The organism is Ruegeria sp. BHSA123 (genome assembly GCF_059613425.1).
In genome coordinates, this window is sequence record NZ_JBXWSL010000010.1 from 1 (window position 1) to 23,140 (window position 23,140).

Sequence of the window (23,140 nt, forward strand, 5' to 3'; positions counted from 1 at the left end):
CGCCATCGAGGCCGTGTGGTGCGGTTCGCGGAACGGGCGTGTGCGGTTTATTCCGCCTTCATCCAGCAACCCGCATAGCGATTGGATCATCGACGTTTCCAGGGCTTCCACGGCTGTAAGCGGCGGTAGAATTCCGGGAAGCCGCGCCGCCAGCATGGATTTGCCCGATCCCGGCGTGCCGATCATGATCAGATGGTGACGTCCGGCGGCGGCGATTTCCAGGGCGCGTTTGGCGCGCTCCTGCCCTTTCACATCGCGCAGGTCGCGGTTGGACGGTGTCAGGTTCACTTCGCCGGGTTGTGCCGCTGGCAAAGGGGATTGGCCTGAGAAATGGCGCACGACCTCTCCAAGCGATCCGGCACCGATCACCTGAGTGGCATCGACCCAGGCCGCCTCGGCGCTGGAGGCGCGCGGACAAAGCAATGTGCGGTCTTCTGACGCGGCCGTCATCGCGGCGGGCAAAGCACCAACAACGGGCACCAGAGAACCGTCGAGTGACAACTCCCCCAATGCAACGGTGCTTTCCGCGGCATCGGCAGGGATGATGTCGAGCGCGGACAAAAGCGCGACCGCGATGGGCAGGTCGAAATGGCTGCCTTCTTTAGGAAGGTCGGCGGGGGACAGGTTGATGGTGATCCGCTTGGACGGCAGCGCAATGGCCATCGCGTTCAGCGCGCTGCGGACGCGGTCACGCGCCTCGGACACGGCTTTGTCGGGCAGGCCCACGATGGAAAAGGCTGGCAGTCCGGGTGAGACTGCGCATTGCACCTCGACCGGGCGGGCATCAACGCCTTGAAAAGCAACGGTGTGGGCGCGGGCGACCATGGCAGTCCTGTTTTGTTTAACAGGACGTTGCTGCCACGGTTCTGGTTTAAGAGTCGTTAACGGCTGCGCGCATGGCCGCGAATTTGGGCCATGCTTCGGGATCGGCCACGGTTTTGTTCCGGCAGAATGGGTTGCAGAACCCCCAACATTGTCCGTCTAGCTCCAGGAAATCGGTGACAGGCTTGCCGGAATACGGGCAGGCGGCGTTGATTGACGGACCACCTGAAACCGGCTTCGCAGCAGATACACCCCCGACCGGCCAGGGGCTGGACGGTAAACCCTGCGCGTATGGGAAGGTGTCGTACACAACGGTCAATCCCATGGCGCGCCACTGTCTGACTATGGGATCAGAGAGCAATTCCATGCAATAAGCCCGGTTCGCCTCTGACACCGGCAGCCCATATCCTATAATCCGCGCAGCAACGGGTGTGTAGAAGACGTCTGCCAGTGAATAGGCACCAAATAACGGGCCTTGGTCTGCCCCTGACACGCTCCGCGCATGTGCCCAGAGTGTTTCAATCCTCTCCAGGTCTGACAAAGTCGCCTCAGACGGCGTAAAGCCTTGCCACACGTTGCGCAGCTGCATGGCGCATTCTCCACGCAGGGCGCTGAAACCGGCTACCATTTCGGCGCATAGCCAGCGGGCTGTTGCCCGGGCTGCGGCATCCGAAGGCCACAACCCGGCATCGGGGTGGCGTTCGGCCAGGGTTTCGGCCATCGCCAGGCTTTCCCCCACAACCGTTCCATCCGGCATGCGCAGGGCAGGGACAAGGCGGGCAGGGGCCAGCGGTTCCATGTCTTGCGCCATGGTGCCGGAATAGAGGCCGATCATGTGGCTGCGATAGGGCAGGTTGAATTTCTCAAGCATCAACCAGCCGCGCATTGACCAGCTGGAGAAGAGGCGATCGCCGATATAAAGGTCATATGTCATGCGCGGACGATGCCTCAGCTTTGCGGACCGGTAAATCAGTGATTTGTGTTGGACCTGTTCACGGAAGGTGATTGATCGATCCGACAGTCCACACCCCGCCGTTGACAGCAATATCCGTAACGGAAAGGTTGTCGATCCGATGCGCAAAGGTCCGCTGCCCGTCCAGACCAAGGGCGCGTTGTACTTGCGTTAGGATTACGCCGAAATGCGCGACGATCACCAGATCGCGGCCCGTATGCGCGGACATAAGCGCGTCGATCGCGGAATCGACCCGGTCGCGGACCTCATTCCAGCTTTCACCTTGCGGTGGGCGGACATCACCGGGGTTGTCCCAATAGGCAAGAGCCAGCTCGGGGTCTTCGGCTTCAATATCGGCAAACCCGCGAAGCTCCCACTGACCGAAATGGATTTCCCGCAGGTTCGGGTGATGTGGCAGACGGTGACGCTGGCCCTGAATGGCCGAAGCAGTGTCAATTGCACGCGACAGGTCGGACGAAATCACAAGTGCATCGGGTGGCAAATGATCGTGCAGGCGCTTCAGCGCTGCTGTATCGCTTAGATCAGCAGGCAGATCGGACCAGCCAACCATCGTCTTCGCATGCGTAGGCCCATGGCGAACAAGATGCAGTCGCGTCACGGCAGCTGCCCTTTCAGGACCAACGGCAACCCGGCAGCCACTTGCACCACCAGATCAGCTTGTGCCGCAAGTGCGATGTTCAGCCGACCCTGCGCTTCGCGAAAGCGACGGGCAAGCGGGTTATCGGGAACAATACCGTGCCCGACCTCGTTCGACACGATCACTACCTGCGCTGTACATGCGCGCAGGGCCTTTAGCAGGTCAGTTTGGACTGCCCCCAGATCGGTTTCGGCCAGCAAATGATTGCTGAGCCATATGGTGGCGCAATCTACCAGACACACCTGATCCGAGGATAGGCTGGACAGCACCGGTCCCAGGTCAAGAGGCTCTTCAATCGTGGTCCAACCGCCGCCCCGCTGTACCAGATGGCGATCAACCTTCTGCCGCATCTCGTCATCAAACACTTGTGATGTCGCTAGGTAAACTCTATTTTTCCCAGTAGAAACAACGAGGTTCTCGGCAAATGCCGACTTGCCCGAAGCAGCTCCACCCAGAATTAAGGTTAAATCTGACGTCACAGTACTTACCTAAAGATGATCCAATTGGTGCTGTTTTGCGTATCGGTCATAGGTCGGCATGGCAAGCCCGGCCAACGCCTGCAAAACAGGGGAGAGGTTTATGGCACTGGACAACGCGACAGATTTTTCGATGTCCCGGCAAGCGATGAAGGCCGAGTTGCTGGATGCGGAAACGGAACTGAAGCTGGCCTATGCCTGGCGTGACCAGCGTGACGAACAGGCACTGCACCGCCTGATCACAGCGTATATGCGGCTGGCAATTTCGATGGCGGCCAAGTTCAAACGCTATGGCGCGCCGATGAATGACCTTATCCAAGAGGCCGGTCTGGGATTGATGAAGGCCGCAGACAAGTTCGACCCTGATCGCGGCGTGCGGTTTTCGACTTATGCGGTGTGGTGGATCAAGGCGAGCATTCAGGACTATGTGATGCGGAACTGGTCCATGGTGCGAACGGGGTCCACCTCGGCGCAGAAATCGCTGTTTTTCAACATGCGTCGGGTTCAGGCCCGCCTTGAACGCGAGGCCGCGACCGAAGGTCTTGAATTGGATCGCCACCAGCTGCATCAGATGATTGCCACGGAAATCGGGGTTCCTCTGCGCGACGTTGAACTGATGGAAGGTCGGCTGTCAGGGTCAGATTTTTCTCTGAACGCGGTGCAATCCGCCGACGAAGACGGGCGTGAATGGATCGATGCGCTGGAAGATGAACGTGAACAGGCCGCCGAAGCAGTTGAACACACCCACGATACCAAACAATTGCGCCAGTGGTTGCTGATCGCGATGAACGCACTGAATGACCGCGAGCGGTTCATTGTGCGCGAACGCAAACTGCGCGAGCCTGCGCGGACACTGGAAAGTCTCGGCGTCGAGTTGGGTCTGTCCAAGGAACGCGTGCGACAGCTTGAGGCTGCGGCGTTCGCAAAAATGCGCAAGAACCTTGAAGCCCAGTCGAGCGAGGTGCAACACTTCATCGCATGAAACAGCTTGCGATTCTTGCCTGTGTTCTGGGCCTTACGGTTACAGCAGCGCGACCTGGACTGGCGGAAAATCTTATTTCTGATGATGTGGCTCTCGCGATGCGGGATGCGGATGTGGTCATTCTGGGAGAGGTTCACGACAATCCCCGCCACCACCTTATTCAAGCTGAAGCGATTATGAAAATCTCACCCTCGGCTGTTGTCTGGGAGATGGTTACCGAAGAAGGCGCGCAACGGCTGGCGCAAAAAGCGGTGTCCAACCCTGAAGAGTTGAGCCGCATTCTGCAATGGGCAGAAAGCGGTTGGCCACCTCTTAGGCTGTATTATCCGGTGTTCAAGGCCTCAGGCGCGCCGGTTTACGGGGCCATGGTGCCGCGTGCTGCCGCGCGGGCCGCGATGGAACGCGGAGCAGCCACCGCGTTGGGTGCAGATGCGGCGCGTTATGGTTTGACTGTACCGCTGACGCCTGAGGAGCAGGAGGCGCGCGAGGCGGATCAACTGGCCGCGCATTGCGATGCTCTCCCGCCAGAGATGTTACCCCAGATGGTTGCGATCCAGCGACTGCGCGATGCTGTGCTGGCTCGCGCCGTGATGCGCGCGATGGAAGAAACGGGTGGCCCGGTTGCCGTGATCACTGGGAACGGACATGCGCGCAAAGACCGAGGTATCCCGACATATCTTGAACGGCTACAACCCGGATGGAAGGTGGTCTCGGTCGGACAGTCTGAGGACGATATTATCGATGGCGACTTTGATCTCGTAATCGATAGCCCCACAGTAGAGCGTGAAGACCCCTGTGTGGCGTTTCAGGTTCAGAATTAATCGCTGGAACAACCTGCTGGCCTTGCCTAATGTCGGGGCCGACCGGGACAGGAAGGGCTGAACATGCTGTCATCCAAACGCATTCTGCTGATCATTGGCGGCGGCATAGCGGCCTACAAATCGCTGGATCTGATCCGCAAGCTGCGTGAGCGTGGCGCGGCCGTGACGCCTGTGCTGACGCGTGCGGCAGAGGAATTTGTAACACCTCTGTCCGTGTCTGCTCTTGCCTCAGAAAAGGTCTATGGCGATCTGTTCAATCTGACCGCCGAGGCCGAGATGGGCCATATCCAGCTGTCACGCTCTGCCGATCTGATTGTTGTGGCCCCAGCAACCGCGGACCTGATGGGCAAGATGGCCGGGGGGTTGGCAAATGATCTGGCATCGACCCTTCTGATGGCGACGGACACGCCTGTTCTGTGTGCGCCCGCGATGAATGTACGCATGTGGGAACACCCGGCGACGCGACGCAACCTGAAGCAGCTTCAAGCGGATGGCGTGCGCTTTGTTGGCCCAAATGAAGGTGATATGGCCTGCGGTGAATATGGCCCCGGACGCATGTCAGAACCGCTGGAAATCGTCGCGGCGGTTGAGGCGCAGCTTGCGGCAGGACCCTTGGTAGGAAAGCGCGTGCTGGTAACATCGGGCCCGACGCATGAGCCGATTGATCCGGTTCGGTATATCGCGAACCGCTCTTCCGGGGCGCAGGGATCGGCCGTGGCACAGGCGCTTGCGGATTTGGGGGCCGAGGTGATCTTTGTCACGGGCCCTGCTGACGTACCGCCACCGGCGGGTGTGCAGGTCGTGCCGGTCGAGACCGCGCAACAGATGTCGGACGCGGTTGATGCGGCGCTGCCCGTCGACGCGGGCGTGTTTGCGGCGGCGGTGGCAGATTGGCGTGTGGCCAGTGCGTCGGACAAGAAACTGAAGAAAAGCCGCGACGGTCTGCCGGTTCTGGAATTTGCCGAGAACCCCGACATTCTCAGACGCGTCTCGCGGATGGAAAATGGGCGCCCACCTTTGGTTGTCGGCTTTGCAGCCGAGACCGATGACGTGATCGAACATGCCACCGCCAAGCGACTGCGCAAAGGCTGTGACTGGATTGTTGCCAACGATGTCAGCCCTGCCACCGGGATCATGGGCGGGTCCGAGAATGCAGTTATCCTGATCTCGGACAGCGGAGCCGAAGAATGGCCGCGTATGGGCAAGGCCGAGGTTGCGCGGCGGTTGGCAAGCAGGATCGCAGACGCGTTGGCGGGATGAAGGAAAGGCAAAACCATGGTTGCAATTCGAGTGATCCGCGAAGACGGGGCAGACCCCGCCGTGGCGCTTCCGTCTTACGAAACTGCGGGTGCTGCTGGCGCGGACGTGCGTGCCAACTTGCCCGAGGGGGTTTCGATTATGCTGGAGCCCGGACAGCGGGCGCTTGTGCCGACCGGTCTGCGCATTGAAATCCCGCAGGGATACGAGGTTCAAGTTCGACCCCGCTCGGGCCTTGCACTGAAACACGGGATCACGCTGCCCAATACGCCGGGCACTATTGACAGTGACTATCGCGGACCTTTGGGGGTGATCGTGATGAATTCCGGCCAGGAACGGTTCGAGATTGCTCATGGCGATCGTATCGCGCAGCTGGTAGTTGCCCCTGTTGTGCAGGCGGCATTCGAACTGGCTGAGGCATTGGGTGAAACAGATCGCGGGGCTGGTGGTTTCGGCTCGACCGGGCGCGGCTGATGCTGCTGGTTCTTGTTCTGGCAGCTGGGCTATGGGGCGTCGGCTATATCGCGGGCGCGTCAAAAACCGCGCGTGTGGTGTCGGTGAGTGTGTTGTTGGTCGGGGTGATCCTGTCTCATCTGATCTTTCCGGATGGGCATCCCCTGCGCGAAGCAACCGGTGGGTCCGCGGCACTGTGGCTGATCCTTGCAGGTTTCGCGGCCATCGTTTTGCTATATGGCCGTGTGCTGAAGGCCCTTCGCAACCGTGCAGTAAAGGCCTCCAAACCGGAATCTACCTTGCCCTCTGACCGTTTCACTGAAACCGAGCTGAACCGGTATGCCCGCCACATCGTGCTGCGCGAATTGGGCGGGCCGGGTCAGAAAAAGTTGAAACAAGCCCGTGTTCTGGTGATCGGTGCGGGAGGTTTGGGCGCCCCGGCGCTGCAATACCTGGCGGCCGCAGGTGTGGGTACAATCGGGGTCATTGACGACGACATAGTCGAGAATGCGAACCTTCAGCGGCAGGTGATCCACCGCGATGCAGATATCGATATGCCCAAGGTCTTTTCCGCCCAGCAAGCGATGGAGGCGCAGAACCCGAATGTGGTGGTTCTGCCCTTTCATCGCAGATTGAGCGATGATATCGCGGCAGATCTTTTTGCCGACTTCGATCTGATCCTTGACGGTACGGATAATTTTGAGACCCGCTATCTGGCCAACCGGACTGCCGCCGCGCTGGGCAAGCCTCTGATTTCGGGGGCCTTGTCGCAGTGGGAAGGGCAGCTCAGCGTGTTTGACCCAGCCAATGGCAGCCCGTGCTATCAGTGTATCTTTCCCGAAGCCCCGGCCCCCGGTCTGGCCCCGTCCTGCTCCGAGGCCGGTGTGATTGGCCCGTTGCCGGGCGTCGTCGGATCGATGATGGCGGTTGAGGCGATAAAGGTGATCACGGGCGCTGGCATGGCGCTGCGGGGTGAGATGCTGATCTACGACGCCCTATATGGTGAAAGCCGCAAGATCACACTGACCCGCCGTGCTGATTGCCCCATCTGCGGTACCGCAAGCGATTAACCTTTCTTAACGTGGGCTGGGGGTTCTGGAACACCCGGCCATGGCGAACTAGCTATAGGGTCAAAGGAGATCCGCATGACCAACCCGATCCTGTCCAACTGGACCACCCCATTCGAAATAGCCCCTTTCGCCGATATCTCGGATGATGATTTTGCCCCGGCTCTGGATCAGGCGATGACCGCGCATAACGCCCAGATCGATGCGATTGCAGCAAATGCAGAGGCCCCTACTTTCGCCAACACAGTCGAAGCCCTCGAGGCTGCGGGCGAGCAGCTGGACAAGGTTCTGTCGGTCTTCTTCACCGTTGCAGGCGCAGACAGCAACCCAAAGCGGGAAGAGTTGCAGCGCGCGTTTTCACCCAAGCTTTCGGCGCATTTCTCGGGAATTTCCTCGAACAAGGCGCTGTTTGAACGCGTTGCCGACCTTTGGGCACGGCGCGATGACCTGAACCTGACCGAGGAACAGGCACGCGTTCTGATGCTGACCCATCGAGGTTTTGTTCGTGCAGGTGCGGCATTGGACGGGGAGGAAGACGCTCGTATGCAAGAAATCAAGTCGCGCCTCGCCTCGTTGGGGACATCCTTTACCCAGAACCTGCTGGCGGATGAGCGGGATTGGTTCATGGACCTGACCGAACAAGATCTGCAGGGCCTGCCGGATTTCGTTGTGAATGCGGCGCGCGCTGCTGGTGTGGAAAAGGGCGCGGGGGGGCCGGTTGTTACTCTGTCCCGGTCGCTGATCGTGCCGTTTCTTCAGTTTTCACCTCGTCGGGACCTGCGCGAAAAAGCATATCGCGCCTGGGCTGCCCGCGGGGCGAATGGCGGCGAGACCGACAATCGCGAGATCGCGGCTGAGATTCTGGGTTTGCGTGAGGAACGCGCCAAGCTGTTGGGTTATGACAGTTTCGCCGATTACAAGCTGGAAACCGAGATGGCGCGCACGCCGGACCGGGTGCGTAAGCTGTTGATGCAGGTGTGGGAACCTGCCAGGGCCCGCGCCGATGCGGACGCAGAAATCCTGACCCGGATGATGCAGGACGACGGCGTCAACGGCCCGCTGGAAGCATGGGACTGGCGCTATTATGCTGAAAAGCGGCGTAAGGCGGAACATGATCTGGATGAGGCGGAACTGAAACCCTACCTACAACTTGACCGAATGATCGAGGCATCGTTTGCTTGCGCAAATCGCCTGTTCGGGCTGGAATTCAAGCCTTTGAACGTGCCGCTTTATCACCCTGATTGCCGCGCGTGGGAGGTTACACGCAACGGTCGGCACGTCGCCGTGTTCATCGGTGACTACTTTGCACGGGGGTCAAAGCGATCAGGTGCCTGGTGCAGCGCGATGCGGGCACAGGCCAGATTCCCGAATGAACAGGCACCGATTGTCATCAATGTCTGCAACTTCGCCAAGGGTGATCCGGCACTGCTGTCTTATGACGATGCACGCACCCTGTTCCACGAATTTGGCCACGCCTTGCACCAGATGCTGTCCAATGTGACCTACGAAAGCATCTCGGGTACCTCGGTTGCGCGCGATTTTGTCGAACTGCCCAGCCAGCTTTATGAACACTGGCTGGAAGTGCCCGAAGTTCTGGCCGAGTTTGCCACCCATGCCGAAACGGGCGAGCCGATGCCGCAAGAGATGCTTGAAAAAGTGCTGAATGCTGCCAATTTCGACCAGGGGTTCCAGACGGTGGAATATGTCGCCTCGGCCCTTGTTGATCTGGCCTTCCACGATGGCGACGCCCCAGCAGACCCGATGGCAAAACAGGCCGAGGTTCTAGCCGGGTTGGGGATGCCGCAAGCCATTGGAATGCGCCATGCCACGCCCCACTTTGCGCATGTATTCGCAGGCGATGGCTATAGCTCGGGCTATTACAGTTATATGTGGTCCGAGGTGATGGATGCTGACGCCTTTGCCGCCTTCGAAGAAGCAGGTGGCGCCTTCGATCCCGAACGGGCCAAAGCGCTGGAAGATAGTATCTTGTCCACCGGCGGTTCGCGCGAGGCAGAGGACCTGTATCTTGCGTTCCGGGGGCGATTGCCGGGCGTGGATGCCCTGCTAAAAGGCCGCGGTTTGATTGCGGCGTGACGTCAGTAGCCCAGCGTGCGGTCGACCAGGTGCACAAAGGGCTCACCGGCTTCGCCACGCCGGATGTTTTCGCAAATGACCTGTGCGGCAGTGACAGGGCGTGTCTCGGACGCTATGTGAGGGGTCACGGTGACATTCGGATGCGCCCAATAGGGGTGGTCGGCGGGCAAGGGCTCGACACGAAACACATCCAGCGTTGCGTGGCCCACCTGACCCGAGTTCAGGGCATTCAACAGCGCATCATCATCAATCAGCGGCCCGCGTCCCGGGTTGATGATCCGCGCACCTTTGGGCAGCAGGGCCAGCGTTTCCGCATTCAGCGCATTTTCAGTGGCAGTAGTATCGGGCAGCAACAGTACTACAATTTCTGCGTGAGAAAGCGCCTGGCGCAACCCTTCGGCACCATGCAGGCATGTTACACCGGGAATGTCCCTGGCTGTACGGCTCCAGCCTGAGACCCGAAACTCAAGCGCTGTCAGCGCGCGGGCCACGGCTTCGCCCAATGCACCAAGCCCCAGAATACAAACGTTGCGCTCTTGCGCCAGCGGTGGGACGTCTGGGGTCCAGACACCGTCCTGTACCATGATGTGCCAGTCCATCCCCAGATGGTAGCGCAGCACGTGGCCAACCACCCACTCGATCATACCCTGCGTCAGACCGTGATCCACCATCCGCGCCAGCGGAACGGTCAGTGTTTCGTTACCCACGATTTTTTCGACCCCGGCCCAAAGGCTCAGCACCGCTTTCAGGCGCGTGAAAGGTCTGAAATCCTGTACCCCTCCGTTTGGGGCGTAAACAACGTAGTCGACCTGATCCGGTTCGAACTCGGTTCCAAGCTGAACGTCCAGACCCGCCTCATCAAGATATTGTGTCAGCAGCGGCTCATACACCGGCCATAGGGCAGGGCGCGCGGAAAACAGGACGTTCACAGACATCAGAGACCTTTCAGATCAACGGGGGCGGTGAATATGGGCGCTTTGGACGATGCCAAAGGCTGCCATTAGAACCAGCATGGCCGAGCCACCATAGCTGACCATCGGCAATGGTACACCCACGACAGGAGCCATGCCCATCACCATCGACATGTTGACGGCAAAAAACAGGAAGAAGTTCAGCGCGATACCCAGCGTGACCAGAGATGAAAACCGGTCCTTGGTTGCCAGTGCCGTGACCATGCAGAAAACCAGAATCAAGGCATAAAGGGTCAACAGGGTCGTTCCCCCGACAAATCCGAACTCTTCGGCCAACGTCGTGAAAATGAAATCGGTGTGCTTTTCGGGCAGGAAGTTCAGGCGGGACTGCGTGCCCTGCATGAACCCACGCCCGTTCCAGCCCCCGGAACCCAAGGCAATCTTGGATTGGGTTATGTGGTAACCGGCCCCCAGGGGATCGGTGGACGGGTCCAGAAAGGTGTCGATGCGCCGAAACTGATAGTCCTTCAGCAATTGCCAGTCGGTCCCACGGCTGTTGAAAACAGTGGCGATCAGACCCACGACAGCAGCAATAACGGCGGCAAAATAGGCCCAGTGAACCCCTGCCAGAAACATCAACCCACCTCCTGCGGCCAGAAGCAGGATAGATGTGCCGAGATCGGGCTGTTTCAGAACCAGCAATGTAGGCAGGATGATCAGGACAACCGGGATAAGAACCCAAAGCGGGCGGGATGTTTTATGCGAGGGAAGCCAGTCGTAATAGGCCGCAAGCAACATGACCAGCGTGACTTTCATGACCTCCGAGGGTTGCAGGCGCATGAACCCAAGGTCGATCCAGCGCTGCGCACCCATTCCGATGGTGCCGAACAGTTCAACAAATACCAGCAAAGCCACCGAGCCGAGATAGGCCAGCACCGACATGTTGCGCCAGAACCAGATCGGAACCAGTGCGATGATGAACATCACTGCCAGACCAAGCCCGAAACGTTCCATCTGCGGCTCGGCCCAGGGCGTCCACGAACCGCCCGCAACGGAATACAACATCAGAAATCCCGCGCTGGCGGTGCTGATCAACAGCAACGTCAGCGGCCAGTTCATATACAGGAATTTGCGAAACCCCGACGGCGTGGATTTGACGGCATATTCAAGATAGCTCATGCACGGTCCTTTCCATCCGGTCGCGCCTTGGGGCGTTTTTCACCCTCCAGCCGTTTTTGCTGTTCTTTGATGTGTTCGCGGTCGGCGACGGGGTAGGCTTCAAGCGGCGGAGTGCCGTCATAAAGAGCTTGCAGCATGATGTCGCGTGCAATCGGGGCTGCGGCCGTGGACCCGCCGCCGCCATGCTCAACAACCACGGCTACGGCGTATTTCGGGTAATCAAACGGTGCAAAGCAAACGAACAGTGCGTGGTCGCGGCGTTCCCACGGCAGGTCCTCGTTGCGGATCACGCCTGCCGCCCGTTCGGCCTTGGTGATGTTTCGAACCTGGCTGGTTCCGGTTTTCCCTGCCATCCGGAACTCATCCGCGATGATGCGGCTTCGATATGCCGTGCCCCGCCTGTCATTCGAGACCGAGAACATGGCCTTGCGGACCTGTTCCAGATTGTAGGAATTGAGGCCCAGTGGCTCTCCAGCGCCCGAGGGTTGTTCAACACCGTCGATCGAGCGCACCAGGCGCGGCGTGACTGCACGACCGGTGGCGATGCGGGCGGTCATCACAGCCAGTTGCAGCGGCGAAGCCAGCATGAAGCCCTGACCGATGGACGCGTTTGCCGTATCGCCCACAAGCCACTCCTGACCATACGTGCGCTGCTTCCATTCCTGATTGGGGGCCAGCCCATCTGCCACTGCAGACATCGGGATATCATGCTTGACCCCCAGTCCCAAAGTGCGGGCCATGTCAGAGATCTTGTCGATGCCAACCCGCAGAGCCACGTCATAGTAATAGACATCGCAGCTGCGTTTCAGCGAGAGGTTGAGGTCGACCGTCCCGTGCCCACCACGTTTCCAGCAATGGAAGCGACGACTGCCGACCTTCAGGTGCCCGGGGCAGTACACGGTGTTGCCGGGGGAGACTACGCCAGCTTCCAACGCGGCCAGCGCGGTGACCATCTTGAAGGTCGATCCCGGAGGATATGTGCCTTGCACGGACTTATTCGCCAGCGGACGATACTTGTCTTCTGTCAGTGCCCGGTAATCGGCGACCGAAATGCCGCGAACAAACAGGTTCGGATCAAAACTGGGTGCCGAGGCAACCGCGCGCAGGTCGCCGGTTTCGCAGTCTATGACAACTGCGGCCGCACTTTCGCCCGCCAGTCGCGCCTGTGCATATTGTTGCAGTTCAGCGTCGATGGACAGTTGCAGATCTGCCCCGGGTTGTCCTTCCTGCCGGTCAAGCTCGCGCATGACACGCCCCGTCGCGTTGACCTCGACCCGCTTTGCACCGGCTTTGCCGCGCAGTTCGATTTCCTGCTTGGCCTCAAGGCCGACCTTTCCAATCTGGAACCTTGGGATGCGCAATACCGGCTCAGGGTCTTCGATTTTGCTGAGGTCATAGTCGCTGACCGGGCCGACATAGCCGACGATATGGGCGAAATCCTCGTATCGTGGGTATTGCCGCGTCAGGCCGACCTCGGGCGTTACGCCCGGCAGCGCCGGAGCATTGACCGCAACCTTCGAGATATCCTCCCACGTAACCTGATCCGCCAGCGTCACCGGCAGAAACGGGGCCGAGCGGCGCATTTCAGTCCTGGCGCGCTCGATCTCATCTTCGTTCAGAGGGATCAGTTCCGACAGTTTGGCGATGACTTTTTCCACGTCATCGGCATCCTCACGCACAATGACGATGCGATAGGAAGGTGAGTTCTGGCCGATGATCTGACCGTTCCGGTCATAGATACGCCCACGGGTCGGTGGGATAAGCCGGATGTTGATGCGGTTTTCTTCGGCCAACAGGCGATATTCGTCGGCCTGTTCTACCTGCATGAACCGCATTCGTGCCGCCAGACTGCCTATGAACACCGCCTGTAGACCACCCAGCAACAGCGCTCTGCGTGGCAGTCGCTTATAGGCAAGGCCCTGGGATTTGGATTTGCGCTGTTTCATGCCCGGCTTCCCACAGCGCTGACATCAGCAGCGGATATGCGGCGGACTCCCAACGCGCTTTGGCTAAGCAACACGACCAACGGGTAGACAGCGACCGTCAGCACAAGCTGAACCACGACCGGCCCCAGTGCAGCCTGCTGCACGGACATCACCGTTAGTACTAACCTGTTCATCAAGATGACCGCCGTGATCACAATGCCGACAGACATCCACTCCCCGGCAAATCCCGCATCCCTCATACCCAAAGCCGCTGACCGCAGATAGGCCGACCCGACTACGGTCAGCGCTGCCAATAGACCCGGTGGACGTTGCAGCAGAAAGTCGGCCATCAGCATGACAAGCGCGACCAAAACAGTCGGGACGTAATCGGGCCGCCGCAACACCCAGGCAAAAGTCAGGGCAATCAGGACGTCGGGAAAAGGCCAACGATCGGGTTGAGCGTCCAATGGCAACAGGTGCAGAAAAAGCACAGCAAAAGCTAGCAAGGCATAAAGGCTGCGCATGGCCCAGATTTGCGAGGTCGGTCTATCCATCGCTGACCTCATCCGGGGTCAATGCCACCTCTGGGCGGGTGGGGCCTACGATACTGCCCGGATCCTGAATGGGCGGAGCCGAGTGAAACCGCAGAACCCTGAGAAACTCGAGCCTTTCGAAATCTGCCGACAGTCGGACCCGCAGGCGCCCCCCTGGGTCTGCCGCGATTTGACCGATCAGCAGGCCCGCAGGAAACACGCCGCCATCACCCGAAGTGATCACCCGGTCACCGGGGCGAACCAACTCGCGGTTCTCAAGAAACTCCACCGCGGGCGCGGGGTTGTTGTCGCCTTTGATCAGAGCGGTCTGCCCAGAAGGTTGAATGGTTGCGGGAATGGCGCTGGTCGCGTCCGTCACAAGGATCACGCGTGCCGTGTCAGGGCCAACACCTGATATCCGGCCCACCAGGCCAATGCCGTCCATCGTGGCCCATCCATTTACGATCCCGTCACGCTCTCCGACATTCAGCAGAACGGATTGCCGGAATGGCGACCCGCTGTCGGCCATGACAACGCCGGTGATGTAGGTCAGACGAGGGTCAAGGCGGACATTGTTCAGATCCAGCAGTCGCGCGTTTTCCTGTTCAAGCTGCAAAGCAGCCTCTTTCCAGGCGCGCATTAGGCGCAGTTCGCTACGCAGTTCCCTGTTTTGCTCGCTCAGGCGCTGATAGCTTTGGAAGTCACGCACCAGATTGACGGCGGCAGTCACCGGGACCATGGCCCATTCCATCGATGGTACAACCGAATCCACGATTCGCGCGCGGAACCGTTCTACGCGCGGGCTGTCGATCCGCCACAAAAGGAAGATACCAAGCAGGCACAACACAACGATCCCCAGCAACAAGCGTCGCAGGGGGGTCGTGTACTCATCGCGCTGTGATCGGTCTATTGCCACAGGTTACCTTCCCGTGCTGCTCGCGCCGATATAACCCTATCTTCCGAGGGTGCGCGCCTTAGCTTTCGTAGTCAATCGCGTGGCGCAGCTGTTTTTCATATTCCAGTGCCTTGCCGGTGCCCAAAGCCACACAATTCAGGCTTTCGTCCGCAATGGAAACCGCCAGGCCTGTCTGTTCGCGCAGGGCCAGGTCCAGATCGCCCAGCAGCGCACCGCCACCGGTCAGCATCACACCGCGGTCGACAATGTCCGCAGCCAAGTCGGGCGGCGTTGTCTCAAGTGCGGTCATAACCGCCTCGCAGATCTGTTGCACGGGCTCTGACAACGCTTCGGCTATCTGGGCCTGGCTGATCTCGATTTCCTTGGGCACGCCGTTCAACAGGTCACGCCCCCGGATATGCATCGACTGACCGCGCCCGTCGTCGGGCATGCGGGCGGTGCCGATGGTTGTCTTGATGCGCTCAGCCGTGGATTCACCCACCAGAAGGTTCTGTTGGCGACGCAGGTAGGAAATGATGGCCTCGTCCATCCGGTCACCACCAACACGGACCGAACGGGCATAGACAATGTCGCCCAACGACAGAACCGCAACCTCGGTGGTGCCCCCGCCAATATCGACAACCATGTTGCCGGTCGGGTCGGTGATCGGCATGCCGGCCCCGATCGCGGCCGCAATCGGTTCGGCAATCAGGCCCGCGCGACGGGCACCTGCTGACAGGACCGACTGACGAATTGCGCGCTTTTCGACCGGGGTTGCGCCATGGGGAACGCAGACAATGATCTTGGGTTTCGAGAAAGTCGAGCGCTTGTGCACCTTGCGGATGAAGTGCTTGATCATTTCTTCGGCAGTATCAAAATCGGCGATCACACCTTCGCGCATCGGACGGATGGCCTCGATCGAACCGGGTGTCCGACCCAGCATCAGCTTTGCATCTTCGCCAACGGCCAGAACTTTCTTCACACCGTCCTTGACGTGATAGGCCACAACCGAAGGTTCAGACAGGATGACACCGCGCCCCTTGACGTAAACCAGCGTGTTTGCTGTTCCAAGGTCGATAGCCATGTCCGCTGTGAACAGGCCGCCCAGATTGCCAAAGATCCCCATGTTTTCCCTGATCCTGTAATGTCGGTTTTCTACTGCCCGCGACTCGACGGTTTCGGGACGGATGACTTATAGGGTGCCATCACGCCCGGTAAAAGGGCTGATTCCGCGACAATCAGCACCTTTCCGCCTTATTGAATGGGACTTTAGAAGGCAAAATGCTCTCTTATCAACACATTTACCACGCCGGGAATCTGGCGGATGTCCAAAAGCACGCATTACTGGCGTGGGTGCTGGATTATCTGACACGCAAAGACAAGCCGCTCAGCTATATCGAGACGCATTCCGGGCGTGGGTTGTACCGGTTGGATGCAGACGAATCCGTTCGGACAGGAGAGGCAGCGGCAGGGATCGGTCGCGCACAGCGGGAAGGGTGGTTCGGGCCCGACCACCCGATGGCGCAGGTCCTGAAGCAAGTACAAACCCGGTACGGCGACATGGCCTATCCTGGATCACCTATGATTGCCGCGACTATGTTGCGGGAACAGGACAGTTTGCACCTCGCGGAACTGCACCCACAGGAATTTGCGGCCCTGTCGTTGGCGATGTCGCCGTTTGGGGCGAAGGTCTATCAGCAGGATGGGTTCGATCTGGCACAGTCTTTGCTGCCTCCGACTCCGCGTCGGGGCATGATGCTGATTGACCCCAGTTACGAGGTGAAAACCGATTACGACCGCATGCCCGGCATAATCGCCAAGCTGCACCGCAAGTGGAATGTGGGCGTGATTGCCCTTTGGTACCCGATCCTGACAGATGAGAGGCACGTCAGGATGGTCGCCGCTTTGAAGGCTCAGAATATGCCGAAATCTGTGCGTCATGAGGTCCGCTTTCCCGCCGCGCGCGAAGGGCATCGGATGGTGGGGTCCGGGATGTTCTTTGTGAATGCGCCATTCGGATTTGCCGAAGAAACGCAAAAACTGGATGCGCTGTTTTCCGGTCTCGGCTGACACCAGACGACATGTTGAAGGCGCACGCCACCTCGCCGATACACGCCTTGCATGTACCGATTAAAATTCTTGTTCGGTCAGGGCATGCGGCACTAGACTTGGCGCTGGGGGGATCGCAATGAATCGCAGACTCGCAGCAGTTCTGGCAGCAGACATGGTGGGTTACAGCCGCCTGATGGAAGCGGATGAACAAGGCACCTTGGCCCGTTTGCGCACTCATAGGATCGAATTAATCGACCCGTCGATCGAAAAAAACCGAGGCACTGTTATCAAGACAACCGGCGATGGGATGTTGGTCGAGTTCACCAGCGCCTGCGATGCCGTGGCTTGTGCCGTCGAAGTCCAGAACCGGATGTTTCGCAGAAATGCAGATGTGCCTAAGGATCAGCGCATCCAATTTCGGATCGGCATCAATCTGGATGAAATCATCTTTGAAGACGGGGATATTTTCGGCAGTGGGGTCAATGTGGCCGCGCGCCTGGAACAGTCTGCCTCTCCTGGTGACGTGTTGATTTCCGGCGCGGTGCACAACCAGGTGACCAGTCGGCTGGATCTTCGCTTTCAGGATCTGGGGGAGATTTCGCTCAAGAATATTTCCCAGCCGGTTCATGCCTTCCGCGTTGAACTGGACGCGCCTGCTGCGGCGGCTGGTGAAAATTCCAAAGAGGACGGCTCAACCAGAGTCGTCAAACCGACAATTGCGGTTCTGCCGTTCGAGAACATGAGCGGCGATCCCGAACAGGAGTTCTTCGTCGACGGTTTGACTGAAGACCTGTTAACCGAACTCAGCCGTCGGCACGAGTTGTTCGTGATTTCGCGCAATTCCAGTTTCGTCTACAAGGGGCAGGCCGTGAACCTTCGCCAAGTCGGCGAGACTCTGGGCGCGCAATACATCGTCGAAGGCAGTGTGCGCAAAGCCGGAAATCGCCTGCGCGTCACGGTACAGTTGATCGACAGTCAGAACGACGCCCATATCTGGGCCGAGAAATACGACCGTGACCTGGATGATATTTTTACCATCCAGGACGAGGTCACTTCGGCAGTTGTGGCGACACTGCCGGGCCGCATCGAAGCGTCGCAACAGGAAGACTTAAAGCGAAAGACCCCTTCAAATTTCGCGGCCTATGAGTGCGTTCTGGCCGCAAAGGTTCTGCACCACCGCAGCACACGTGAGGACAATGCCGAAGCGATGAAACTGATCGAGCGGGCCATCGAACTGGACCCGGAATATGCTCATGCCCATGCCTGGCGCGGTTGCATTCGCGGTCAGGCCTGGGGGTACGGCTGGGCCGAGGACGGCGAGGCGATGAAGATGCTGGCGTTGGATTCGGCCAAGAAGGCGGCGTCACTGGACGATAACGATGCCGACGTACACAGGTTGATGGCGGCGGTGGAAATTTTGCAAAATGACCTTGGGCGCGCCCGCTACCATCAGGAACGCGCGCTGTCTTTGAATCCAAACTACGATTTGGTCGTGGTGCAGATGGGAGAGTTGCTGACCTGGTCTGGTCGGCCCGAGGAAGGCGCCGAGTGGATCGAAAAAGCGATGCGTCTGAACCCCCATCATCCGGCCCGGTTCTGGAGCCATTTGGGCAAAGCCCATTTCGGCGCAAAGCAATATGAAGCTGCGATCGAGGACTTTTCGCGCTTGCCGGCATTGGATGTGGTTCAGCACGCCTATGTTGCGGCGTGTCACAGTTGGCTGGGCAACGAGGCCAAAGCCCGCCAACATGTCAAGGAAATCCATGTGTCACAGCCGGATTTGACTGTTCAGGACCTTGTCGCGAACCTTCATTACGGACGCGAAGAGGATTTGCAGCATCTTATCCAGGGGCTGGCTAAGGCCGGATTGTCCTGAGGTAAAAAACGGCCCGGAAGTTCGGGCCGTTTTCTGGAGCTTCGTCGATCAGGTCAGGTCTTTATAGCTGATCTCGCGCGCATCTGCGCCCGGTCCAGCCTTTTCACGGCGCACGATCAGGCGGTTGAGAGCGTGGATATAAGCCTTAGCTGACGCCACGACGGTATCGGTGTTTGCCGACTGGCCTGTTGCGATCATGCCATCCTCTTCCAGGCGCACGGAAACCGTTGCCTGCGCGTCCGTGCCCTCGGTTACGGCATGAACCTGATAAAGCTGAAGACGCGCCGTGTTGGGATAAATCGCACGAATCGCCTTAAAGGTTGCATCCACCGGGCCGTCGCCATGTTCGGTGGCGATTTTGTCCACGCCTTCAACTTCCAGCTCGACCGTCGATTCCGCCTGACCACCCGTGCCGCAAGTCACCTTCATCGAAACCAGTTGCAGGTGGTCGTCAGCCTCGTCCAGCGTCATCAGCGCAATGAGATCGTCGTCGAACACCTCTTTCTTGCGATCCGCCAGATCCTTGAACCGGACGAAGATATCCTTGAGTTGGTTGTCACCAACCTCAAACCCCAGCGTTTCGAGCTTGTCGCGCAAGGCTGCGCGGCCCGAATGTTTGCCAAGCGGCAAGGATGTTCCCGACAGACCAATGTCCTCAGGACGCATGATTTCAAAGTTTTCGCGGTTTTTCAGCATCCCGTCCTGATGGATGCCACTTTCATGGGCAAAAGCGTTCTTGCCGACAATTGCCTTGTTGAACTGCACCGGAAAGCCCGAGACCGTCGCGACCCGACGCGAGATGTGCATGATCTTGGTGGTGTCGATGCCAGTGTGCCACGGCATGATATCGTTGCGCGTGCGCAGTGCCATGACCACTTCTTCCAGCGCCGTGTTGCCTGCGCGTTCGCCCAGACCGTTGATGGTGCATTCAATCTGGCGCGCACCGCCTGCGACAGCGGCCAGCGAGTTCGCGGTCGCCATGCCAAGGTCGTTGTGGCAATGGGTGGCAAAGATCACGCCATCCGCCCCCGGCACCGTTTCGATCAGCCGCTTGATTAGGTCCGCGCTTTCCACCGGAGCGGTATAGCCCACCGTATCCGGGATGTTGATCGTGGTTGCCCCGGCCTTGATCGCGATCTCGATCACACGACACAGGTAATCCCATTCGGTTCGGGTCGCGTCCATCGGAGACCACTGCACGTTTTCGCACAGGTTGCGCGCATGGCTGACCGTTTCGTGGATCTTGTCGGCCATCTCGTCCATCGTCAGATTCGGGATGGCACGGTGCAGCGGTGAAGTGCCGATGAACGTGTGAATGCGGTTCTTCTCGGCGTGTTTTACCGCCTCCCAGCAGCGGTCGATATCGGCAAAATTCGCGCGGGCCAGACCGCAGATGCGGCTGTTTTTCGACCGTTGTGCAATTTCGGTCACAGCCTTGAAATCGCCTTCCGACGCGATGGGGAAGCCGGCCTCGATAATATCGACGCCCATGTCGTCCAGCAACTCGGCGATCTCGAGCTTTTCGTCATGGGTCATGGTGGCGCCGGGGCTCTGCTCGCCGTCGCGCAAAGTGGTATCGAAGATCAAGACGCGGTCTTGGTCGGTCACGTTGGTCATGGGGTTCTCTTTCTTCTTCTGTCCTAAAGCCTATGGCGCGCTGGCGTCCTCCTCTGAGCGGGCGCGCCGGATGGCACGCTCAGAGGCGGATTAGGATCAGTAGGCCACGCAGCGACGCACCGCGAAGGGCGGTGTCGACACAAGGGATATCTGCGCGGTTGATCATGGGATAGAGGTTATACAGAGCCCGCCGGGAATGGAAAGAACCAATTTGCAATACGCGAACTTCTGGCAACTGCCCTTTTTTGACAGCCTTGATTGTTCGCACAGCGCCGCTAGCTGGTCACGGATGGAAACTGCATTGATAATTGGTGCTTCTGGCGGAATTGGCGCAGCTGTTACCGGACGGCTGGTTGAGCAGGGCGTTTCGGTCACGCGTTTGTCCCGGTCGGAGGACGGCTTTGACCTGACTGATCGGGACAGGACGATGCTGATGCTTGAAAGCCTGCCAGACCAGTTTGATCTGATTCTGGTGGCTTCGGGCGCGTTAGAGATAGACGGCGCTTTGCCGGAAAAGACCATTCGGGCGATTTCAGCCAAAGCCATGATGGATCAGTTTGCGTTGAATGCCGTTGGTCCGGCATTGGTGCTAAGCCGCGCGTATCAGCTGTTGCCGCGACATAGACGATCTGTATTCGCGGTGCTTTCGGCGCGGGTGGGATCAATCGGGGATAATCGGACAGGTGGTTGGATCAGCTACCGTGCGGCTAAGGCAGCGGTCAATCAGGTCGTCCATACCGCCGCAATTGAATTGGCCCGAACACATAAACAAGCAATTTGCGTCGCCCTTCACCCCGGCACGGTAAAAACAGAGTTCACGAACAAATACCTGGGTCGTCATCCTGCCGTCGAACCTGAAGCAGCCGCCGACAACCTGTTGAACGTGATACGCGGGTTAACGCTGGCTGATACCGGTGGGTTCTATGATTGGGCCGGTAAGCCGGTCCCGTGGTGAGCCCTCACCCGTCCGAGCTTCCGGTTGCCTCAGTATTTGCATCCGGGCCGGGTTGCGGGGCAGGGGTGTCAGCGTCACTCTGCTGGTCCGAGGTCTGGTCCGGCAACACGCCGTTTTCCCAGACACCGCTTTCCTCCTGGCCGTTGGCATAGCGCATCGTCCCACTGCCCTGCCGTTTGTTGTCGACAAAGCTGCCCTCATACACGTCGCCGTTCGAGTAGGTGGCGGTACCCACGCCGTTGATTTTTCCGTCCGACCAGTCGCCCGAATATTTGAACCCGGCGGGGGTTACGATTTCGCCTTTGCCATGCCGTTTTCCGTTCTGGAAATCACCGATGTAGACCGTGCCATCGGAATAGGTCGCCTTGCCTTTGCCCTGACGCACACCTTCAACCCAGTCGCCGTCATATACCGAGCCATCTGCGCGCGTAACCACACCTTTGCCGTGGCTTTGCGCGTTTTTGAATTGGCCTTTGTAGATCATACCATTGGTATACGTGGCCGTGCCTTGACCCTCGATAACACCCGCGATCCATTCGCCTTCATAGGTCGATCCGTCCGGATAGGTGATGCTGCCGTTTCCTTCGGCCAGATCGGCAACGAAATCGCCGACATAGACAGAGCCATCCGGATAGGTCACTTCGCCTAGGCCTTCAATCTGCCCGGCGTTCCAGTCGCCGGTATACACAAAGCCGTCTGTTCCGGTGAACGTTCCTTTGCCGTGGCGACGGTCGTCGACAAAATCGCCTTCGTAAACATCCCCCTGCGCGTGGGTCACTTTGCCCTTACCGTAGCGGCGCCCTTCTTGAAGTTCGCCTTCGTATATATCGCCATTGGAATAAGTCAGGCTGCCCGTCCCGGTGATCTGGTCGCCGGACCAATCCCCTGAATACACCATTCCGTCGGGCATCGTCTGCGTGCCGGTTCCATCGCGCAAACCTGCGTTGACGTCGCCGTCGTAAACGCTGCCATCCGTATAGGTGATCCTGGCCTTGCCCTGCCGCTCACCGTCGACCCAGTCGCCATCATAGATATATCCGTCGGGAAAACTCAGCACGCCTTTGCCATGTCGCTGAGCGTTCCTGAACTCACCCTCATAGCGCGTGCCGTTCGCGAATTCAGCGATGCCGGTGCCGTTGATTGACCCTTTGGACCAATCGCCCTCGTAGCTGCTGCCATTGGCATAGATGATCTTGCCGCGCCCTTCGGGCTGACCCTTGGCGAACATGCCTTCGTAGACTGACCCGTCGGGGTAGCGTGTCGTACCCTGACCCTGAATTTCGCCTTCTACCCACTGCCCCGTGTATTCAAACCCATTCGGCAGCCGATACGTTCCTGTCCCGTGCCGCAACCCGTTCTCGTAAGTGCCTTCATAGACACCGCCAACTTCATCATCCTTGACGATGACAGTCCCGTCCTGCGCGAAAGCAGTGGCAGCTGCCAGGCTCATCCCCGCTGCCAAAATTGAGTTTCGGATCACGTTCATTTCTGGTCCTGTCTGCCCGGTCGTCGCTGGTGATATCTCTTGCGCAAAACTAAGGTACCGTTGCAGGCAGAGCAACGGCTTTTGCCGCATTGGTCTTTTACTCGCGCGGTGATCTGCTAAATGGCAATA

The 23,140-nt window shown here is 59.0% G+C and carries 21 protein-coding genes; 9 read left to right on the forward strand and 12 right to left on the reverse strand.

Annotated features, from left to right (window positions below; translation table 11 throughout):
* The 4 genes from AC2FNC_RS07570 to cobU all read right to left on the reverse strand — a co-directional run.
* Positions 1-825 (reverse strand): YifB family Mg chelatase-like AAA ATPase (locus AC2FNC_RS07570; RefSeq protein WP_496714917.1); only part of this gene is annotated, 825 nt, incomplete at its 3' end.
* Positions 826-871: 46 nt separating this feature from the next.
* On the reverse strand, positions 872-1,756 hold the full coding sequence (locus AC2FNC_RS07575) for a glutathione S-transferase (RefSeq protein WP_496714918.1): 885 nt from the start codon (positions 1,754-1,756) through the stop codon (positions 872-874).
* Positions 1,757-1,814: 58 nt separating this feature from the next.
* Entirely contained in the window at positions 1,815-2,393 is a 579-nt protein-coding gene (locus tag AC2FNC_RS07580; protein WP_496714919.1) for a histidine phosphatase family protein, read from the reverse strand.
* Complete coding sequence (gene cobU, locus AC2FNC_RS07585; RefSeq protein ID WP_496714920.1) at positions 2,390-2,911, reverse strand: bifunctional adenosylcobinamide kinase/adenosylcobinamide-phosphate guanylyltransferase; 522 nt, start codon at positions 2,909-2,911, stop codon at positions 2,390-2,392. Before cobU ends, AC2FNC_RS07580 begins: the two co-directional genes overlap by 4 nt.
* A 100-nt stretch (positions 2,912-3,011) precedes the next feature.
* On the opposite strand from cobU, the gene AC2FNC_RS07590 reads away from it, so the two are divergent.
* From AC2FNC_RS07590 to AC2FNC_RS07615, 6 genes are all read left to right on the forward strand, one after another.
* On the forward strand, positions 3,012-3,890 hold the full coding sequence (locus AC2FNC_RS07590; protein ID WP_480475174.1) for an RNA polymerase factor sigma-32: 879 nt from the start codon (positions 3,012-3,014) through the stop codon (positions 3,888-3,890).
* Complete coding sequence (locus tag AC2FNC_RS07595; RefSeq protein ID WP_480518503.1) at positions 3,887-4,711, forward strand: ChaN family lipoprotein; 825 nt, start codon at positions 3,887-3,889, stop codon at positions 4,709-4,711. Before AC2FNC_RS07590 ends, AC2FNC_RS07595 begins: the two co-directional genes overlap by 4 nt.
* Positions 4,712-4,774: 63 nt before the next feature.
* Positions 4,775-5,971: a bifunctional phosphopantothenoylcysteine decarboxylase/phosphopantothenate--cysteine ligase CoaBC gene (gene coaBC, locus AC2FNC_RS07600; protein WP_496714922.1), complete on the forward strand. Its 1,197-nt coding sequence runs from the start codon at positions 4,775-4,777 to the stop codon at positions 5,969-5,971.
* Between the two features lie 15 nt (positions 5,972-5,986).
* Positions 5,987-6,442 carry a dUTP diphosphatase gene (gene dut, locus AC2FNC_RS07605; RefSeq protein ID WP_496714924.1) on the forward strand — a complete coding sequence of 152 codons (456 nt, stop codon included), beginning with the start codon at positions 5,987-5,989 and terminating at the stop codon, positions 6,440-6,442.
* Positions 6,442-7,491: a HesA/MoeB/ThiF family protein gene (locus AC2FNC_RS07610; protein WP_496714926.1), complete on the forward strand. Its 1,050-nt coding sequence runs from the start codon at positions 6,442-6,444 to the stop codon at positions 7,489-7,491. The genes dut and AC2FNC_RS07610 overlap by 1 nt, the downstream gene beginning before the upstream one ends.
* A 75-nt stretch (positions 7,492-7,566) precedes the next feature.
* Positions 7,567-9,582, forward strand: a complete 2,016-nt coding sequence (locus AC2FNC_RS07615; protein ID WP_480554189.1) for a M3 family metallopeptidase — start codon at positions 7,567-7,569, stop codon at positions 9,580-9,582.
* Between the two features lie 2 nt (positions 9,583-9,584).
* Here AC2FNC_RS07615 and AC2FNC_RS07620 read toward each other — a convergent pair whose 3' ends face one another.
* From AC2FNC_RS07620 to AC2FNC_RS07645, 6 genes are read right to left on the reverse strand one after another with little or no spacing between them, the layout of a single operon-like run.
* The gene (locus AC2FNC_RS07620) at positions 9,585-10,517 is read right to left on the reverse strand and encodes a 2-hydroxyacid dehydrogenase (protein ID WP_496714928.1); all 933 of its coding nucleotides are present in this window, start codon (positions 10,515-10,517) and stop codon (positions 9,585-9,587) included.
* Between the two features lie 15 nt (positions 10,518-10,532).
* A complete protein-coding gene (gene rodA, locus AC2FNC_RS07625; protein WP_480475188.1) occupies positions 10,533-11,672 on the reverse strand; it encodes a rod shape-determining protein RodA in 1,140 nt (379 codons plus the stop codon).
* Positions 11,669-13,618 carry a penicillin-binding protein 2 gene (gene mrdA, locus AC2FNC_RS07630; protein WP_496714930.1) on the reverse strand — a complete coding sequence of 650 codons (1,950 nt, stop codon included), beginning with the start codon at positions 13,616-13,618 and terminating at the stop codon, positions 11,669-11,671. The genes rodA and mrdA overlap by 4 nt, the downstream gene beginning before the upstream one ends.
* Positions 13,615-14,151, reverse strand: coding sequence for a rod shape-determining protein MreD (locus AC2FNC_RS07635; protein ID WP_480604791.1), 537 nt, complete (start codon positions 14,149-14,151; stop codon positions 13,615-13,617). The genes mrdA and AC2FNC_RS07635 overlap by 4 nt, the downstream gene beginning before the upstream one ends.
* Positions 14,144-15,046, reverse strand: coding sequence for a rod shape-determining protein MreC (mreC, locus tag AC2FNC_RS07640; RefSeq protein WP_496714932.1), 903 nt, complete (start codon positions 15,044-15,046; stop codon positions 14,144-14,146). The genes AC2FNC_RS07635 and mreC overlap by 8 nt, the downstream gene beginning before the upstream one ends.
* A 58-nt stretch (positions 15,047-15,104) precedes the next feature.
* On the reverse strand, positions 15,105-16,151 hold the full coding sequence (locus AC2FNC_RS07645; RefSeq protein WP_480475196.1) for a rod shape-determining protein: 1,047 nt from the start codon (positions 16,149-16,151) through the stop codon (positions 15,105-15,107).
* A 155-nt stretch (positions 16,152-16,306) separates the two neighbouring features.
* On the opposite strand from AC2FNC_RS07645, the gene AC2FNC_RS07650 reads away from it, so the two are divergent.
* Entirely contained in the window at positions 16,307-17,095 is a 789-nt protein-coding gene (locus AC2FNC_RS07650; protein WP_496714935.1) for a 23S rRNA (adenine(2030)-N(6))-methyltransferase RlmJ, read from the forward strand.
* 118 nt (positions 17,096-17,213) lie between these two features.
* Positions 17,214-18,953, forward strand: a complete 1,740-nt coding sequence (locus tag AC2FNC_RS07655; RefSeq protein ID WP_496714937.1) for an adenylate/guanylate cyclase domain-containing protein — start codon at positions 17,214-17,216, stop codon at positions 18,951-18,953.
* Positions 18,954-19,001: 48 nt separating this feature from the next.
* Here the strand turns inward: AC2FNC_RS07655 and AC2FNC_RS07660 are convergent, their stop codons facing one another.
* Positions 19,002-20,570, reverse strand: a complete 1,569-nt coding sequence (locus AC2FNC_RS07660; RefSeq protein ID WP_480554184.1) for a 2-isopropylmalate synthase — start codon at positions 20,568-20,570, stop codon at positions 19,002-19,004.
* A gap of 289 nt (positions 20,571-20,859) precedes the next feature.
* On the opposite strand from AC2FNC_RS07660, the gene AC2FNC_RS07665 reads away from it, so the two are divergent.
* Positions 20,860-21,525 (forward strand): SDR family NAD(P)-dependent oxidoreductase, encoded by a 666-nt coding sequence (locus tag AC2FNC_RS07665; RefSeq protein WP_496714939.1) that lies wholly within the window; start codon positions 20,860-20,862, stop codon positions 21,523-21,525.
* Between the two features lie 4 nt (positions 21,526-21,529).
* Here the strand turns inward: AC2FNC_RS07665 and AC2FNC_RS07670 are convergent, their stop codons facing one another.
* Positions 21,530-23,011, reverse strand: coding sequence for an MORN repeat-containing protein (locus AC2FNC_RS07670; RefSeq protein WP_496714941.1), 1,482 nt, complete (start codon positions 23,009-23,011; stop codon positions 21,530-21,532).
* Between the last annotated feature and the right edge of the window lie 129 nt (positions 23,012-23,140).